The 16,670-nt window shown below is 69.0% G+C and carries 18 protein-coding genes and 1 pseudogene; 8 read left to right on the forward strand and 11 right to left on the reverse strand.

All coding sequences use genetic code 11. The annotated features are described in order from the left end of the window. Both AB0M14_RS31800 and AB0M14_RS31805 read left to right on the forward strand, forming a co-directional pair. A complete protein-coding gene (locus AB0M14_RS31800; protein WP_365001680.1) occupies positions 1 to 969 on the forward strand; it encodes a YafY family protein in 969 nt (322 codons plus the stop codon). A 220-nt stretch (positions 970 to 1,189) separates the two neighbouring features. After that, complete coding sequence (locus tag AB0M14_RS31805) at positions 1,190 to 1,585, forward strand: hypothetical protein (protein WP_365001682.1); 396 nt, start codon at positions 1,190 to 1,192, stop codon at positions 1,583 to 1,585. Positions 1,586 to 1,733: 148 nt separating this feature from the next. Here AB0M14_RS31805 and AB0M14_RS31810 read toward each other — a convergent pair whose 3' ends face one another. After that, complete coding sequence (locus AB0M14_RS31810) at positions 1,734 to 2,345, reverse strand: TetR/AcrR family transcriptional regulator (RefSeq protein ID WP_365001685.1); 612 nt, start codon at positions 2,343 to 2,345, stop codon at positions 1,734 to 1,736. A 72-nt stretch (positions 2,346 to 2,417) separates the two neighbouring features. Here AB0M14_RS31810 and AB0M14_RS31815 point away from each other — a divergent pair, with 72 nt between their 5' ends. Together AB0M14_RS31815 and AB0M14_RS31820 are read left to right on the forward strand one after the other, a co-directional pair. Next, a complete protein-coding gene (locus tag AB0M14_RS31815; protein WP_365001687.1) occupies positions 2,418 to 3,653 on the forward strand; it encodes an alpha/beta hydrolase in 1,236 nt (411 codons plus the stop codon). Between the two features lie 368 nt (positions 3,654 to 4,021). Continuing rightward, complete coding sequence (locus tag AB0M14_RS31820; RefSeq protein WP_365001690.1) at positions 4,022 to 4,621, forward strand: isoprenylcysteine carboxylmethyltransferase family protein; 600 nt, start codon at positions 4,022 to 4,024, stop codon at positions 4,619 to 4,621. A 4-nt stretch (positions 4,622 to 4,625) separates the two neighbouring features. Here AB0M14_RS31820 and AB0M14_RS31825 read toward each other — a convergent pair whose 3' ends face one another. The 8 genes from AB0M14_RS31825 to AB0M14_RS31860 all read right to left on the reverse strand — a co-directional run bounded on the left by AB0M14_RS31825 (position 4,626) and on the right by AB0M14_RS31860 (position 12,549). After that, complete coding sequence (locus tag AB0M14_RS31825) at positions 4,626 to 5,246, reverse strand: YdeI/OmpD-associated family protein (RefSeq protein ID WP_365001693.1); 621 nt, start codon at positions 5,244 to 5,246, stop codon at positions 4,626 to 4,628. A 160-nt stretch (positions 5,247 to 5,406) separates the two neighbouring features. Further along, entirely contained in the window at positions 5,407 to 6,357 is a 951-nt protein-coding gene (locus AB0M14_RS31830) for an ATP-dependent DNA ligase (protein WP_365002040.1), read from the reverse strand. 93 nt (positions 6,358 to 6,450) lie between these two features. Continuing rightward, positions 6,451 to 7,551: an MBL fold metallo-hydrolase gene (locus AB0M14_RS31835; RefSeq protein ID WP_365001696.1), complete on the reverse strand. Its 1,101-nt coding sequence runs from the start codon at positions 7,549 to 7,551 to the stop codon at positions 6,451 to 6,453. 237 nt (positions 7,552 to 7,788) lie between these two features. Then, a complete protein-coding gene (gene mshC / locus AB0M14_RS31840) occupies positions 7,789 to 9,027 on the reverse strand; it encodes a cysteine--1-D-myo-inosityl 2-amino-2-deoxy-alpha-D-glucopyranoside ligase (RefSeq protein ID WP_365001699.1) in 1,239 nt (412 codons plus the stop codon). Between the two features lie 169 nt (positions 9,028 to 9,196). Then, a complete protein-coding gene (locus AB0M14_RS31845) occupies positions 9,197 to 10,210 on the reverse strand; it encodes an aldo/keto reductase (protein ID WP_365001702.1) in 1,014 nt (337 codons plus the stop codon). Between the two features lie 74 nt (positions 10,211 to 10,284). Beyond that, on the reverse strand, positions 10,285 to 10,809 hold the full coding sequence (locus AB0M14_RS31850; RefSeq protein WP_365002042.1) for a GNAT family N-acetyltransferase: 525 nt from the start codon (positions 10,807 to 10,809) through the stop codon (positions 10,285 to 10,287). Between the two features lie 116 nt (positions 10,810 to 10,925). Next, complete coding sequence (locus AB0M14_RS31855; RefSeq protein ID WP_365001705.1) at positions 10,926 to 11,489, reverse strand: dihydrofolate reductase family protein; 564 nt, start codon at positions 11,487 to 11,489, stop codon at positions 10,926 to 10,928. Positions 11,490 to 11,571: 82 nt separating this feature from the next. Continuing rightward, complete coding sequence (locus AB0M14_RS31860) at positions 11,572 to 12,549, reverse strand: nitronate monooxygenase (RefSeq protein WP_365001707.1); 978 nt, start codon at positions 12,547 to 12,549, stop codon at positions 11,572 to 11,574. A gap of 46 nt (positions 12,550 to 12,595) precedes the next feature. Between AB0M14_RS31860 and AB0M14_RS31865 the strand changes: the two genes are divergently transcribed. The 3 genes from AB0M14_RS31865 (at position 12,596) to AB0M14_RS31875 (ending at position 14,395) form a co-directional block, all read left to right on the forward strand. After that, positions 12,596 to 13,243: a pentapeptide repeat-containing protein gene (locus tag AB0M14_RS31865; protein ID WP_365001709.1), complete on the forward strand. Its 648-nt coding sequence runs from the start codon at positions 12,596 to 12,598 to the stop codon at positions 13,241 to 13,243. Between the two features lie 83 nt (positions 13,244 to 13,326). After that, positions 13,327 to 13,776 carry a hypothetical protein gene (locus tag AB0M14_RS31870; protein WP_365001711.1) on the forward strand — a complete coding sequence of 150 codons (450 nt, stop codon included), beginning with the start codon at positions 13,327 to 13,329 and terminating at the stop codon, positions 13,774 to 13,776. A 22-nt stretch (positions 13,777 to 13,798) separates the two neighbouring features. Further along, positions 13,799 to 14,395: an NAD(P)H-dependent oxidoreductase gene (locus tag AB0M14_RS31875; RefSeq protein WP_365001713.1), complete on the forward strand. Its 597-nt coding sequence runs from the start codon at positions 13,799 to 13,801 to the stop codon at positions 14,393 to 14,395. 252 nt (positions 14,396 to 14,647) lie between these two features. Here AB0M14_RS31875 and AB0M14_RS31880 read toward each other — a convergent pair whose 3' ends face one another. Continuing rightward, on the reverse strand, positions 14,648 to 15,838 hold the full coding sequence (locus AB0M14_RS31880; protein ID WP_365001716.1) for a transposase: 1,191 nt from the start codon (positions 15,836 to 15,838) through the stop codon (positions 14,648 to 14,650). Between AB0M14_RS31880 and tnpA the strand changes: the two are divergent. Next, positions 15,802 to 16,177, forward strand: a pseudogene (tnpA, locus tag AB0M14_RS31885) (IS200/IS605 family transposase). The gene AB0M14_RS31880 and the pseudogene tnpA overlap by 37 nt on opposite strands. Here the strand turns inward: tnpA and AB0M14_RS31890 are convergent. Next, complete coding sequence (locus AB0M14_RS31890) at positions 16,172 to 16,576, reverse strand: DinB family protein (protein WP_365001719.1); 405 nt, start codon at positions 16,574 to 16,576, stop codon at positions 16,172 to 16,174. The pseudogene tnpA and the gene AB0M14_RS31890 sit on opposite strands and share 6 nt — an antisense overlap. Between the last annotated feature and the right edge of the window lie 94 nt (positions 16,577 to 16,670).

Genomic DNA, 16,670 nt, shown 5'->3' on the forward strand with positions numbered 1-16,670 from the left:
ATGCGCGCCGATCGTCTGGTTTCCATGGTGCTGCTGCTGCGCCGGCACGGCCGGATGTCCGCAGCGGCGCTGGCCCGTGAGCTCGAGGTGTCCACCCGCACCGTGTTGCGCGACATCGAGGCGCTCTCGGCCGCCGGCGTCCCGGTCTACGCCGAACGCGGCCGCCACGGCGGTTTCGCCTTGCTGCCCGGTTTCCATTCCGAACTCACCGGCCTCAACCACGAGGAAGCCCTTGCCCTGCTCGTCGCCGGATCACGGCGTGGCGCACAAGCATTCGGCCTCGGCTCGGCGCTGGCCGCCGCCATGCGCAAAGTCGTCGACGCGCTACCCGAAAGCTCCCGCACCAGCGCCGACGGCGCCGCCCAGCGCCTGCTCATCGACCCCGAAACCGACCTGCTCGCGCGCCGCCAGAGCACCGAACACGTCCCCGACACGGTCGTGGCGGCGGTCCGGCGCGCGGTGTTCCGCGGCCACAAACTGCGCATCCACTACGCCGCGGTGAACCAGGACCCCACCTGGCGCACCGTCGACCCGATCGGCCTGGTCACCGTCCGCGACCACGCCTACCTGCTCGCCCTCCGGGACGGCGCCGACCGCACCTACCGGCTCTCCCGCATCGCCGCCGCCGAAGTCCTGCCCGAACCCGCACAGCGACCCGACCGAGTCGATCTCGACCAAGCCTGGCAGGAGCGCAGCACCCGCTTCCGCACCGGCGGCGACCAGGTCACCGTGCTGGTCCGGCTGCACCCCGGCCAGCGCGAAGAACTCGTCGGCACCGCCCTGGCGGTCCTGTCCGAAGACACCGGCACCGACGGACAACTCCACCTCGAAGTCACCTTCCAAGACCGCCGCCACGCCATCTGGGCCCTGTGGCAGCTCGGCGCGACCGGCGAAGCCCTGTCCCCACCCTGGCTACGCACCGCCCTGCGCGACCGCGCGGCCACACTGGTCACCCGCTACGACACCTGACCCCGCGCGATCGGTGGGACATCCGCGTGGAACGCACACGCGTTTGCCTCGGTCATGTCCCGGCTGACCCCGGCATCGGGTTCGAGAGGCGGAGGTCGTGGTGTCAGAGGTGATGTCAGGCGGCTGTCAGCACGGTGACAGCCGACCTCGACACAGTGTGTACATCGAACACAACGACCGGCACCCACAGTGCCGCAACCGAACACAAGGAGCACACACCATGTCCGTCACCACCAGCACCCTGACCGACTCCGACAAGGCCACCCTGCGCACCGCCGCCTACGGCGCGGTCTCCCTGATCGCCGCGGCCGGCGCACCCCACAAGGCCATCAGCCACGGCTCCATCGCCTTGACCTCGGCAACCGGACTCGTCGGGCACGTCCTCTCGGCCAAAACCAAGGACATCCACCTGCCGGGCAAGTCCGTCGCCGACCTCGCCGACCACGTCCTGCCCAGCCTGACCGCGGCCATGAACCTGCTCGCCCAGCACCCCGGCGAAGCCGGCAACTTCCACGACACCATCCAGGTCGCAATCCAAGCCGCCACCCAGACCTGCAAGCCCAGCCCCGCCGTCACCGCGATGGCAGCCAAGATCACCGCCGCCCTCAACGGCTGACGAATGCCGCACCGGCACAACATCACTAGTGGCCATAGTGCGGGATTGGCCCGCGCTATGGCCACAACTGTGCCCGTTGCCGTTCTTTGCCAGTGCCGGTCGGCAACCGGATCGTCGGTCGATCGGACCTGTTTCGACTCGGTAAGGGTCACCGAGTCGGCGAGGGTTCCGGGAGGCCCAGTGTGTGTTGGAGGTGGACGGCCCACCATTCGATGTGTGCCGCGGAGTCGTCGGCGGCGGCGCCGGTGAGACCGGCGCTGCGACGGAAAGCGCTGCCATACAAGGCTTCTGTGGCCATCGCTTGGTGCAGGGCGGCGACTGCGTGGCGGGTGTCGGGGAGGGCGCTGCCGGGTGGGCGCAGGCGGTGCAGAGCGTCGACGACCGGGTCGAGCATGCCGCTGCCGGAATCACGCCAGCCTGCCGCGTGCAGCGCGACCGCGAGTTCGCCGTAGCCGTCCCGGTACAGGCGCTCCAGGGATGCGACGAGTTCGCGCAGGTCCGGGGCGTGCTCGAGCCAGCGGGCGAGGACCTGTTCGAGGGCGTCGCGCAGCCGGCGGCCGCCGTGGCGCAAGAGTTCGGTGAGCAAGGTGTCGCGGTTGCCGAAGTGGTGGGTGACACCGGCGTCGGTCATGCCGACGCGTGCCGCCACCGCGCGCACCTGCACGGCGGCGACACCGCCCTCGGCGAGCAGCTCGGCGGCGGAATCGAGGATCAACCGGCGGGCTTCCTGCGAGGTCCGGCGCGTTCTGGGAGTGCTCACGAGACCACATTACCTTGACATGCCAAGGTTGACCGACTTACCTTGAGATCCCAAGGTAAGAGGGAGTGCGAGATGCCGATGATCGACTTCACCCGGGACGACGCCACGCTGCACGCCACCGTGACAGGCACCGGACCCACCGTGCTCCTTCTGCACGCGGGCGGTGAACGCCGAGGCGTCTGGGCCCCGATCGCCGCACACATGGCCTCGCACGGGCTGCGGACGGTGGCTTTCGACCTGCGCGGGCACGGCGAAAGCTCCGGACGCGCCACCACTCTGCGCGCGGTCGCCGACGACGTGATCGCGATGGTGCTCCGCGAGCCGGCGCCGATCGTGGTGGTCGGCGCCTCCCTCGGCGGTCTGGCCGCCCTCGCGGCCCTCACCGAACCCGCTGTCGCACAGCGCGTCACCGGGCTGGTGCTGGTGGATGTCGTCCCCGAGGCCGACCCGGATCGGGTGCGCCGCTGGCGCGATGACCACGGGCTCGCCGCACACTTCACCGAACTGGTCGCCGACATCCTCGGACCGGGCGCCACCCTGCTCTCCGGCGCCGCCACCCCGGACCTGCCGATCCTGCTGGTGCGCGCCGGACGGGACTCTCCCCTCACCGACACCGACGTGCACCGCTTCCGCACCGCCAACCCGCGCGTCACGCTCGCGGTCGTCCCCGAAGCCGGCCACCTCGTCGCCCGCGACGCCCCCGCCGACCTCGCCCGCCTCCTCACCGACCACGCCACCCGCTGGCTCGCGACCGACGAGATCGTGCAGCGCGCCTTCGACCTGCAACAGGCCCTCGGCGCCGAGCACCTCGACCATCCCGGCGGAACCCTGCTCGCCCATCTGCACCGGGTCCACGCCCTCACCCGCGACTGGAACGCCAGCCCGCGAACCAGGCTGGCCGCGATCTGCCACGCCACCTACGGCACCGACGGATTCGCGCACCCGCTGCTGACACGCACCGACCGCAACCGCCTCCAACACCTCATCGGCCCCGACGCCGAAGCGCTCGTCTACCTCTACGGCGCCTGCGACCGCACCCGCACCTACCGCGGCCTCGGCCAGGACCCCCTGCCCGTCTTCGACCGCCGCACCGGCACGTCCCGAACCATCCAGGCCGCCGAACTCCACGACTTCGCCGTCCTGACCATCGCCAACGAACTCGACGTCGCCCGCCACGCCACCCTGCCCGCAGCCCTCCGCCACGACCTCCGAAACCTCGTCACCGCACTGGCGAGCTACGCACCCGCGGAAGCCGCGCGAGCTCTCGCCGACGACGCTCTCCGTGGAAGCCGCGCGGGCTCTCGCTGATGACGCTCTCCAGTGAACTGCCGATAGCTCGAGCGCCAGGGTGAACGGCCGGCCGATCCAGTGCGCCCGGCGACTGCCTGACCGACCGCGGCGGCCGGCTGTTGCCGCCCCGCGCCCGACGACGGGATCGAGAGGACTCACGACCGATCCTGCGCCGTTTCGATCGCGATCAGCCACGAACTCTCCGAGCTTCCAGCAGTTCCTCGAACGGCGATTTCCGTATCGGGGACGCCGCCGCGCGGCATCGATCTGCACGGTCGGGCCCGCGGGCTTCCGGTGCGCGCCTTGCAGTTTCGCCCGCAGCCCGAAGCAGGTCGGATACCGTGGAAGTACCGAACCGGTAGCAGGTGTGACACGGGGGTGCGGACGTGGCGGTGCTGACTCTGGTGTTGATCGGCCTGTGGCTGGCGGTGATCGTCGGATTGCGTGCCGTGGTCGAGTCCGGCCGCGGTGATCGGGCCGAGATCCGATTTCGCGATCCACCCGGCACCGTGCAGTGGTGGGCGAAGGTTGTCAGCAGTATCGGGTTCGCGGCGATCGTGGGTGCGGCGGTCGCGGATCTGCTGGGGATGCCGCCGATTTCGATGCTCGACCGGATCCCGGTCGCGGTGGTGGGCGTAGGGCTGGTGGTCATCGGGATAGTGCTCACCGTGGTGGCGCAGTTCGCGATGGGCGACTCGTGGCGTGCCGATGTCGACCCGGAGGTGCGCCCGGCGCTGGTGACCTCCGGCCCGTTCGCCCGGGTGCGCAATCCGGTTCTCACCGGCGTGGTGCTCACCCTGCTCGGATTCGTGCTCATGACACCCAACCTGATCGCGCTCGCCGCGTGGGCGATCGCGGTGGGCGGCATGCAGATTCAGGTGCGCGGCGTCGAGGAGCCGTACCTGCGTCGCACCCTGGGCGCCACCTATACCGACTACGCGGCGCGCACCGGCCGCTTCCTGCCTCGGCTGGGTCGACTGCACTGACGCCTCAGCCGCGGGCGCGTCGCCCTTCGCGCGCCTCGGCCACGACATGGGTGACCCGGTCCGCCCGCGTGGCCTCTCGTGCGGCGCTGACGATCCACCACAGCATCTGCTTGCGGGCGCTGGGCGGGAAGCCGTCCCAGTGGGCGCGGGCCCGCGGATCCCGGTCGAGGGCGGTCGCCAGTTCCGGGGGTTCCTCGAGGTCTTCGACCTGGTCGGCGATCGTCCACCAGCCGTTGGACTTCGCCGCCGCGATGGCGCGTCGGCCCGCGTCGGTCATCAGGCCCTGATCCGCCATGTCGGCGGCCCGCCGGCGGTTGAGCCGGGTCCACGCGCTCTTGGCGCGCCGAGGCGTGAACAGCTGCAAGCCGCGCTCCTCGTCGAGGACGGTGTTGGTGGAGTCGATCCAGCCGAAGCAGATGGCTTCCTCGACCGCCTCCGGATACGGGCAGCGTGGCCGTTCGGTGCCGGTGCGCCAGGAACACAACCACACCCCGCGCGCGGAGCTGTGGTGGGCCGCGAGCCAGGCCCGCCACTGCGCCCGGGTCTCGGCGTGGAAGATCGTGTAGTCGAATTTCCAGGTCGCGGCATGCTCGGATGCCGATCGCGGCGATTGCGGCGAAGTCACGTGCGCTCCTTCAGCTTTGCGCCCGAACAGCGTGACCATGGTGATCAACTCGAGCTTGCCCGCCTCGGGCGCGGAGAGACGCCTGGGCGGAGATCCTGATCATCCAGCAGCTGGTGCTCATGATCAACGGCGCGGTGCCGGGACAGTGCTCAGTGTGCTGCTATCCGTCGATTTCCGGCACTTTCACCTCGTGCGGGGCCTTGTCGATGCGCCGGCCGCGCCAGCTCGGGTGCCGCAAACCGTCCGGGCTGGCCGCGCGGTATTCCACGTCCGCGACGATGCTCGGGTCGACCCAGTGCGCGGCGCGCACCACCGGCGCCGGCGGGTCGATGTCGAAGGGGCTGTCGGCGCGGGCGATCCGGTCGAGGTCGGTTTGCAGGGCGCGGCGGGCGGGCAGGGTCCAGCCGGTGCCGACGTTGCCGATGTGGACCAGGCGTGCGGTGTCGTCGTAGGCGCCCAGGATCAGGGAGCCGAAGGTGGCCGAGAAGCGTCCGCTGCCGGGCAGCCAGCCGGCGACGACGGCTTCGGTGGTGCGCCGGAACGGGGTTTTGATCCACGCCGGAGAGCGGGTGCCGGGCCGGTAGGGCGAGGTGAGCAGTTTGCTGACGATGCCTTCCAGGTGATGCTCGTGGGCCAGGGCCAGCATCGTCTCGACGTCGACGTCGACCCAGTAAGGCGAGGTGCGCACGCCGGACCCGTCGAGGTTCAGTGCGGCGAGCTGGTCCCGGCGTTCCTGGTACGGCAAGCTCATCAGCGACTCTCCTTCGAGTTCCAGCAAATCGAAAGCGAAGTATTCGACCGGCACCGCGCGCAGCAGCGCCGGCGCGGGCGCGAGCACATGCATGCGGCGTTGCAGCCGTGCGAAGGACGGTGCGCCGGTAGCGGGTTCGGGCGCGGTGATCTCCCCGTCCAGCACCCACCGCCGTCCGTCCGCCAATTCCGTTAACGCGCTGACCAATTCCGGAAACGAGTGACTGATGTCGCGGTTGTTACGACTGAAGAACCGGCAGCTGTCCCCCGCGCATCGGACCACGGCCCGGATCCCGTCCCATTTCATCTCGATCGCCCACCGATCCGGCTGATCGGGCGGCCGCCCCGCGGTCGCCAGCATGGGAGACGGTACCGATGCCACCGCGCCAGCGTATGTTCAGCAAACTTTGATGCGCAGGTGTTTCAGACACGGTTCGGCAACGGTGGACAGGCCTCAGAGCAGGAACGTGAGACGAGCGGGGTTGAGATAGTCGGCCGGATCGTGCAGCGAACGCAACTCCGGGCGCGCCCCGGACGGAATGCGCGCCAGTTCGGCCAGCAACGCCGGATCGTAGGCGGCGGCAGCGGAGGTCAGGCCCGGCAGCCAGTTGTCATGATGGGTCGGGACGAACAGCGCCGGACCGAGCGCCTCGATATAGGTGCGCGGGTCACGCAACCCGTTGGTGAACTGGTTGAAACCCTGAACAGTGCCGATATGCAGATCGGTCGCGGGAAGTCCGCCGAGCACGTCGAACACCTGGGGAGCCTTCTCGGTCAGCGGCCCCGCGGAGTCGTGCCAGACCAGCGAGAAACCAGGCACCCGCAGCTGATAGAGCAGCACCCCGTTCTCGGCATCGAGCAGCCGCGGCAGATTCTGCAGCACACCCTCGAGCGAGGGCGGATGCCGCACCAGCGCACACCACTCCGGCGCGGGGAACACCGGAGCCGCCGGGTCGTCCCGATCGGGCGCCGTCGGCCCGGAATGAATATGGCGCACGGCGGTGACCTGCACCGCGCCGACCGTGAATTCGTGGCGCTGCCCGATCGGCGTGTGCGCATCACCGAGGGCGACCGTCGCGAGCCTCGCCTCCGGCACCTGCGCCCGGATCGCGGCGCAATGCTCGGCGGTTCCGTGCACCACCGCCCCCGACGCCTGCGCGATCCGCCCGGCGTCCCCGGCGTGATCGAAATGCCCGTGCCCGATCAAGATCGCCTCCGGCCGCAGATCGGCCAGATCCTGCGGCGTCGCCGGCGAATACCCCGAACTGGTCAGCCGCGGCACCCACGCGTCGAGCAACAACACCGAACCCGCGAAAGCCACAGCGTAAGTAGCACATCCCACCCAGGACAGCACCACCCGATCCGCCCGCACGGCCCCGGTCTCCGGATCGACGTTCGCCACCCCGAAATACCGCTGCCGCGCCGCCACCGTCCGCGGCTCCCCCGGCCCCGCCGACGCCCGCAACCGCCCCGCCGCCAGCAACACCCCCGCCCCCAGCACCCCACCGAGCACCGTCCGCCGCCCGATCAACCGCCGGGGATGAAGATTGCACACCCGTGCAGCCCACCACGAATCCCGTTCCGCGACAAGGGCCATCACCTTGCGTGGACCTGGCGAGCGAATACGTCGCCGCCGCGCGACGCTCTCCGCTGATCCCCGTTTGCCGGCCACAGCGACCACCGTCGGCGGATTGGTGTGCGGCGCCGCCTTTCACCATGTGCTGGTTCGCGCCCGCCCGGCCGAGCCACCGAGGCCTGGCGGTCGGCGAACGTGCGCTGCCGAGCAGCGCGTCTAGAGGCGGACGCCGAGCAGGGCGTCGACGGCGGTGCCGAGCAGGGCGGGGGCGTCCTGATCGGGGCCGCCGTAGGACAGTGCTTGCTCGGCCCAGTTGTCTACTGCGGCAAGGGCTTTGGGGGTGTCCAGGTCGTCGGCGAGGTGCTGGCGCAGGCGGGCGACGGTGTCGGTGGCGGCGGGGCCGGTGGGCAGGGCGGCGGCGCGGCGCCACAGGTCCAGGCGGCGTTCGGCGTCGGCGAGGACCTCGTCGGTCCACATGCGGTCGGCGCGGTAGTGGCCCGCGAGCAGGCCCAGGCGGATCGCGGCCGGGTCGGTGCCGGCGCGGCGCAGCTTGGAGACCAGGACCAGGTTGCCCTTGGACTTCGACATCTTCTCACCATCCAAACCGATCAGGCCGGCGTGGACGTAGTGGCGGGCGAAGCGGCGGGTATCGCCGAGGGCTTCGGCGTGCGCGGCGGAGTACTCGTGGTGCGGGTAGATCAGGTCGCTGCCGCCGCCCTGGATGTCGAATTCGGGGCCCAGGCGGTTCAGGGCGATCGCGGCACACTCGATGTGCCAGCCCGGGCGGCCGGCGCCAAACGGCGCCGGCCAGGACGGCTCGCCGGGGCGGGCGGCGCGCCACAGCAGGGCGTCGATGGTGTCGCGTTTGCCGGGGCGGTCCGGGTCGCCGCCGCGTTCGGCGAAGAACCGTTCCATGGTGGCGCGGTCGTAGCCGGATTCGTAGCCGAACTGCGCGGTGGCGTCGGCACGGAAGTAGATGTCGGCGTACTCGTCGTCCTCGACGGTGTAGGCGGCGCCGGCGGCGAGCAGCTTCTCCACCAGCTCCACGACCTCGTCGACCGATTCGATCGCGCCGATGTAGTCGCGCGGCGGCACGATGCGCAACGCGGTCATGTCCTCACGGAACAGGTTGATCTCGCGGGTGCCCAGATCCCGCCAGTCCACGCCGTCGCGGTCGGCGCGCTCGAAGAGCGGATCGTCGACGTCGGTGACGTTCTGCACGTAGTGCACCTCGTGCCCGGCGTCCCGCCACAGGCGGTTGACCAGGTCGAAGGTCAGATAGGTCGCGGCGTGACCGAGGTGGGTGGCGTCGTAGGGGGTGATCCCGCAGACGTACATGGTGGCCGTGGGCCCGGGGGTGACCGGCCGCACCTGCCGGTCGGCGGTGTCGAACAACCGCAACGGCGGCCCTGCTCCGGGGACGGTGGGTAGGGCGGTATCGGACCAGGACTGCATGATTCGAGGGTAAAGGTGTGGTCGAGCCCCGCGCGTTCGGGGCTCGCCGAGCGCTCCCCCTCCAGGTCGCAAACCCCGCCGTCGAGCTGCGCAAATCGGGCGCGCGGCGAATGTCAATGGTTTCGCTCACGCGGAATCCATGGATCCCGGCGCCCGGGCATGACAGGGATCACCGACCGAGCGTGCATTCTGCCTGACATCGGGTCTTCGTGCAGCGCGGGAGCACGGTGCTGGCGGCCTTGCCGTAGACGAATTCCGACTCGTCGCATTCGGTGATGAAATCGGTGGGGAAGCCGCGGTCGAAGGGGGCGGCCGAGGCCAGGTCGGTGAGCGCTTCGGCGGGCAGATCGAGGTCGAGTGCGCCGAGGTCGTCCTGGAGTTGGGCGACGGTGCGGGGGCCGATGATCGGCAGTACCGCGCGGGAGCGCCGGCGCAGCCAGGCGAGGGCGACTTGGGCCGAGGTGGCGCCCAGGTCGGCGGCGACCTTGCCGACCGCGCCGATGACAGCGCGTTCGGTATCGGTGAGCTCGGCCGGATCCACGCGCCGGCTCGACTCGTTCGCGGTGAGTTTGCCACTGGCCAGCGGAGCCCAGGCCGTGACGCTGAGGCCGAGGTTTTCCGCCATGGGGAGCAATTCCCGTTCGATATCGCGCGAGAGCAGGCTGTAGGGCACCTGCAATCCGGAAAACGGTGTCCACCCGCGCCATTCGGCCAGCGTGTTGGCGCGCGCGACCACCCAGGACGGGGCATCGGAGACGCCCAGGTACAGAGCCTTTCCGGAGCGGACCGCGTCATCGAGCGCGCGCATCGTCTCCTCCAGCGGCGTGTGCCGGTCCCACACGTGCACCCAATAGATATCGAGGTAGTCGGTGCGCAACCGGCGCAGGCTCCGTTCCAGCGACAACGTCAGGTTCTTGCGATGATTGCCCGCCGCATTCGGATCCGCCGGGTCCCGGGTCAAGGTGTATTTGCTGCCGAGCACGAACCGGTCCCGGCGCTCGATGATCTCCCCGAGCACCTCCTCGCTGGTCCCGTAGGCGGACGCGGTGTCGAGCACGTTCCCGCCCGCCTCGGCATAGGCCTCGAGCACCGGCCGCGCATGATCGGGGTCCCGAAAACCCATGGTGCCCAGAATGATTTCCGAGATCCGCAGTCCGGTGGAGCCGAAGAGTTGATAGCGCATGCGCCGAGTCTGGCGTAGCCCGCGCCCCGGAGGGAGACCCTGTCAGGGCCACCCTGGAAGTAACACCACGCGGGTTACGGGCGTTCGAGGCGGAAGAAGCGGCTGCGGCGCACGGTGCCGTCGCGTCGCACCAGATCGTCTTGGCGGATGCCCAGATCGGTCGCGCCGAGCTTGCGGATCGCCGCGGCCGAGCGGGCGTTGCGTTCGTCGGTCCGGAATTGGATCCACGCCACCTGCTGGGCGAACAGGGCGGGAATCAGCAAATGCTTGACCCGCGTGTTCACCCCGGTCCCCCACACCGCCGGGTCGAAGATCGTCGCGCCGATCTCCACGGCCTGCGGTTCCGCCGGTTCGTAGATGACCGCGGTGGTCCCGACGATCGAATCACCGTGGCGCACAGTGAATCGCAGGCGCAGCGCGGCCGCCTGCATCATCGCGTCGAGTTCGCCGGCGTCGCGCGGAATCGGGCGGGGAATATGCTCCCAGGCCCGCTCGTCGCGCAGCGCCCGGAACAGGCCGTCCGCGTCCGCGGAGCGGTACTCCCGCAACGACACCGCACCATCGTCGAGGTCGGCCGGAGGAAGGGGAACAGGCCACATCACGTGCGACATCGTCGCAGGCAGTCGGAGCCGGGCTCCCGCTAGGTCGCCGGGCAGTGCGGGTCCGGGAGGTTCAAACTGGATGTGCCCGCACTGTCCGTGCTGTCGCCGGCTGGTCAGCGCCTGGTCTCGTACCTGGTCAGCAGCACGCTGCCCGGAAAGGTCCGGGTCTCCACCAGATTCAGGTTCACCCAGTTGTCCAGAGTCGCGAAGAACGGTGTGCCGCCGCCCAGCAGCACCGGGTGGGTGACGGTCATGTACTCATCGATCAGCCCGGCCCGCATGGCCGCCGCGGCGAGTGTGGCGCCGACGATGTCCATGGGGCCGCCGTCCTCGGCCCGGAGCCGGGTGATCTCGGTGACCGCGTCGCCGGCGACCAGGCGGGTGTTCCAGTCCACGGTGCTGATCGTCGAGGAGAACACCACCTTCGGCATGTCCCGCCAGCGGCGGGCGTACTCGGCCTGCGCCGGTGTGACGTCGGGCTGCTGATCGGCGGTCGGCCAATGGGAGCTCATCGTCTCCCACAACCTGCGCCCGTACAGTGCCAGGCTCGTCGCTGCCACCCGGTCGGACCACCATTGGAACAGCTCGTCGTTCGGTGCGGTCCAGCCGAGGTCATCGCCGGGCGCGGCGATATAGCCGTCCAGGCTCACGTTCATGGTGTAGGTCAGTTTCCGCATTGCCTCACGCTCCCAGGAGTCGGTATCCGATGTGCAGACCGGCACGGCGCGCGAAAATCATCGGTCGGGCCCGGCATCGAACTCAGCGGTCACGGCGGCCGGCTCGCCCGAGTGCGGTCTGGGCCTGCTCGACGAGCAACGCGACGAGGTCGGCGGCCGGCGGCAGATCGGTGATCAGGTCTACCGATTCACTGGCCCACACCGGCTCGGGCGGCAGTTCGCCGCTGGCGACGCCGTCGAGGTAGGCCTGGGTCGCGGCGGTGTCGGCGGCGAGTTCGGTTTCGCGGTCCCGCCAGGCGTCGAGGTAGGGGTGGGCGAGGGTGCGGCCGGAATACTGTGCGGGCCAGCGGGAACGGCGGGCGATGTCGAGGATCCGGTTGCGTTCGGTGTGTTCGCCGAGGCCTTCGACGATGGCTTTCTTGCTGTAGGGATCGGCGAGGGATTCGGCGGTGGCTTGGAAGCGGGTGCCGATCAGGGCGCCGGCGGCGCCCAGGGCCAGGGCGGCGGCGAGGCCGCGGCCGTCGGCGATGCCGCCGGCGGCCACGACCGGGATGGGTGCGGCGAGGTCGACGACGGCCGGGACGAAGGAGAGGGTGGAGCGGCCGCGCCGGGCGCCGTGCCCGCCGGCTTCGGTGCCCTGGGCGACGATCAGGTCGGGGGCCAGATCCAGGGCTCGGCGCGCTTCGGTCATGTCGGTGACCTGGAGGATGAGGCGGGCGCCGGAACGGCGGATCGGCGCGATGAACGGGCTCGGGTCGCCGAAGGACAGCATCAGCACCGGCGGGCGATGCGCGAGGGCCAGGTCGAGGGTGTCGAGGTCCAGTGCCCAGCTCTGGAATCCCACGCCCCACGGCTGGTCGGTGCCGTCCGCCAGCAGCGGCAGTTCCCGTCCCAGCCACTGCGCGCCCTCGTTGCCCGCGCCCAGCATTCCGAGTCCGCCCGCATTGCTCACCGCCGCCGCCAGCGCCCCACCGGCGGTGCCGCCCATGGGCGCCAGCACGATCGGATGCCGCACGGCGAACAGGTCGGTGAAAGCGGTCGGCAACGTCACGGTCGCCATCATGGCAGGCGTTCACCGGTGCGCACCGGCGATTAGGCTCGAACCCATGTCGCGCGCACTGACCGATCTCGCCTTTGCCCGCCGCCTGGAACCCTTCGAGGGTGAACTGGAATCCGATCAGGAATACGACAATGCCCACCTGGCCGACCGGCAGTTCGAGGAGCCCGATTGCCGGGGTTCCCGGTTCACCGAATCGGCGTTGACGGAGCTGACCTTCCAGCGCGGCACTCTGCGATTCACCCGTTTCGCCGACGTATGGCTGCGCGGGGTGCGCCTGATCGGCACCAATCTCGGCCAAACCGATTGGCAGGACGCGGAATTCATCGATTCGGCGTGGTCGGGGGTGGAGATCGTGAGCGCCGGGGTGCGCCGGGTGCGGTTCGAGGGCTGCAAATTCGAGTCGGTGAACTTCCGCAATTCGACGTTGCGGGAGGTCGAGTTCGTCGATTGTGTGCTGCGCGATGTGGATTTCGCCGAGGCGGCGCTGCGCCAGATCACCTTTCCCGGTTCGACACTGCAGCGGATCGCCCTGGACCGGGCCCGGTTGCAGGATGTGGATCTGCGCGGCGCCCGGTCCCTCGATATCGCCAACGGCCTGGACGCGCTGCGCGGCGCCACCGTCAACTACGGGCAGTTGATGGATCTGGCTCCGGCGTTCGCGCAGGCCGCGGGCCTGATCGTGCGCGAGGACTAGCGCAACGCCTCACCAAGCCGGTTTACCCGGCCGCCACCCGTGGTACAGACGAATTGGATTGCTACAGAAGGGAAACCAACTTGATGCGCATTTCACGAGTCGGCACCGGCGTGGCCGGCATACTCACCCTGGCGGCCTTCGCGGCCCCCGCCACCGCCCTGGAGAACCCCGTCCGCCACCAGGAGATCGGCGTCAACTGCTGGGGATTGAGCCCCAACCTGCTCGATCTGCCCTACAGCGGCAAGGTCACGATCATGACCCACGCCAACGAACCGGGCCTGTTCACCGTGGGCGGGGGCGGCCGGAGCCTGTTCGGCTACACCACCGACACCCGAGTGGACTGGCGCAACCTCGACAACGGTCGCACCGGTTCGGCGACGGTGTCCTATCCGCAGAACATGTACGACACCAGCATCTACCGCATCTACAACCAGGACAGCGGGCCCGGGCGCGTGGCGCTGACCATCACCGCCACCAACCGCGGCCTGCTCACCCTGCCCGCACCGACCTGTACGGGCGAAGCGATTATCTAGCCGATCGGGCACAGTGGTCGGCATGCGTATCGCGGTATACCTGGCCCACCCGGACCCGGCCAGCTTCAACCGGGCCCTCTTCGACGCGGTGACCGACCAATTACGGGAACTGGCAGTCGATGTCATCGCACACGACCTGTATGCCGAAGGATTCGAACCGCTGCTGGGCGCCGCCGACACCGAGACGGTCGCGGGCGTACCCACCACCGATGACCTCGTGCGCCGATACCAGGACGAACTCCCCCACATCGACGCACTGGTGTTCATCCACCCGAACTGGTGGGGCATGCCGCCCGCGATCCTCTCCGGCTGGATCCAGCGCGTCCTCACCCCCGCTGTCGCCTACAAACTCGACGACGCGGCCGGCGCACCCACCGGTCTGCTGCACGCGAAACGCGCACTGATCCTCAACACCTCCGACACCCCACTCGAGCGGGAACGCGACATCTTCGGCGACCCCCTCCAACAAATCTGGTCCGCCTGCGTCCTGCCCTACATCGGCGTCCAGGACATCCGGCGCACCGTCTTCCGCACCGTCACCGACTCCACCGCCGACACCCGCACCACCTGGCTGCACGAAGCCCGCGACCTGGCCACCGCCCTGGTCGCGGACTCCTGAACTCGGAGAGCCGTCGCCGACAAGGCGCATTCACCGAACGTCAGCGCCGGGTTGCCGCGCGCCGACCGCCTCAACGGCGGCGCAGCAGGACTCCGGCGGACACCGAGGGTGACCGGCGGATTCCAGCGGGTGTCGACAATGCGCGACAGGTCAGTGTCGGTGAGAGTGCGGACGTAGTCGAGGGTTTGGGTGTGGACGGCGTCGTATTGACTTCCTCCCTGCCTGAAGGCAGGAGATTCCGGCCTGCGTCGGCTAAGCCACGCGTCCGGCGGGTTCCTGCTTCACCGCCGGTTGCTCGACCGAGGCCGAGACTGACACCAGCTCCACAGGCGTTGAACTCTCGGCCCGTCCGGCCGCGAGTATGTTGATGGCCGCGTTCACATCGCGGTCGTGGACTGTCCCGCACATGCACCTCCACTCCCGGACATGCAACGGCTTCTTCCCGCCCGAAACCCCACATACAGAACACATTCGGGTGGACGGGAACCAGCGATTCACCTTGGCGAAGGTCCGTCCATACCTGGCGGCTTTCTCCTCCAGCATGCAAGTGAACATCGCCCAGCCGGCATCGTGAACCGACTTCGCCAACCTGGTACGCGCGAGACCCTTCACGCACAAGTCCTCCACGAACACCGCTTGGTTGTCGCGGATGATCCCCGTGGAATGCTTGTGCGCCCAATCCCGGCGCGTATCGGATACGCGCGCATGCGCTTTCGCTACCCGCACACGAGCTTTCGCCCGGTTCTTCGAACCCTTCTCCTTGCGGGACAGGGCTCGCTGCGCCTTCTTCAACCGACGTTCGGCCTGCCGCAGGAAACGCGGGGACTCGATCCGCCTCCCGTTCGACATCACCGCGAACGTCGTGAGCCCCAGATCGATACCTACCTCGGACTCCACCGGCGGCAGCGGCTCGTTGTCGGTGTTCACCACGAACGACGCGAAATACCGACCGCTCGCGTCTTTGATCACGGTCACCGACGACGACTCCGATGGCAGGTCCCGCGACCAACGCACCGGGATGTCTCCGATCTTCGGTAACCGCAACTTCCCGTCCGGGGTCACCATGAACCGGGAGTTCTTCGTGAACCGAATCGACTGCCGAGTGTCCTTGCGGGACCGGAACCGAGGAGACGCGACTTTCGCGCCCTTCCGCTTCCCGGTGACCGAGGTGAAGAAGTTCCGATAGGCGGTGTTCAGATCCGCGAGAGCCTGTTGCAGAACCACCGACGACACTTCGCTCAGCCAAGCGCGCTCCGGTGCCGCTTTCGCGGCGGTCATCCGTTTGGACAGTTCGCTGTCGCTGATCCGCTGCCCAGCCTCGAACGCCGCCCGTCGCGCCGCGAGCGCGTCGTTGTACACTGTCCGCGCGCAACCGAACGCCCGAGCCAGCGAAACCTGTTGACCCGGTGTCGGATAGACACGGAAGTTGTACCGCAGCAGCACATCCCGATCCTAGCGTCTTCACCGCTACCCACCTGGACCGGACGGAGGCGATCATGCGGGCGGTGTGCGCCGACTTCGAAAGCGAACTGGCCGAGTTCAACAGCGAATCCGACCACGTGCATCCGCCGGTCAGTTTCCCGCCCAAGGTTGTAGTTTCGAAGCAGGTGAACTCCCTCAAGAGTGTCCTCACCCAGGATGCGACAGGAGTTCCCCGGGCCCGTCCAGCACTATCGGCGGGCGCAACGCTTGTGGTCAGGTTCCTATTCCGCCGGATCGGTCGAGGGCACACCCCTGTCGGTATTGCGGCCCTACATCGAACAACAGCAACGTCCGCTATAGGACACGCTCAGGCCTGCCAGCCCTCCCACGTACGCCTCCACCCCCGCCCTGAAGGACGGAGCACTGGCGCACATCCCGGTAGCCGAGCAGCAGATCGGCGGGGAGGTCGGTGAGAGCGCCGATATCGGCGGTGTTGTGGCCGTGACCGGTGGCGGCGTCGTCGAAGGGCAGGTCGAAGCGTTTGGCCCAGCCGGCGGCAGTCCAGACCTGTGCCAGCCCTGCGACGTCGGCGATATGGTCGTCTTGGACGCGGGTCAGGTGCCGCAGCAGCCAGGCGATGGAGTTGGCCCCGGGTTCCAAGGGGGTGGACAGTTCATCGGTGGACAGGTCGGCGACCGCGCCATGGACGTTTTTCGGCACCCGTCCGAACGCGTCGATCAACAACTCAGCACTGGTCATGCGGTGATTCAACTCGATGTGGTGCAAGGTATTCCCGCTCTTCGGCGAGTCATGACTTGCGCTATGTGCCATTCGCGGGGCATACCAGCGATTC

This window comes from Nocardia sp. NPDC051832 (genome assembly GCF_040681285.1).
In the GTDB taxonomy this organism is placed as follows: Bacteria; Actinomycetota; Actinomycetes; order Mycobacteriales; family Mycobacteriaceae; genus Nocardia.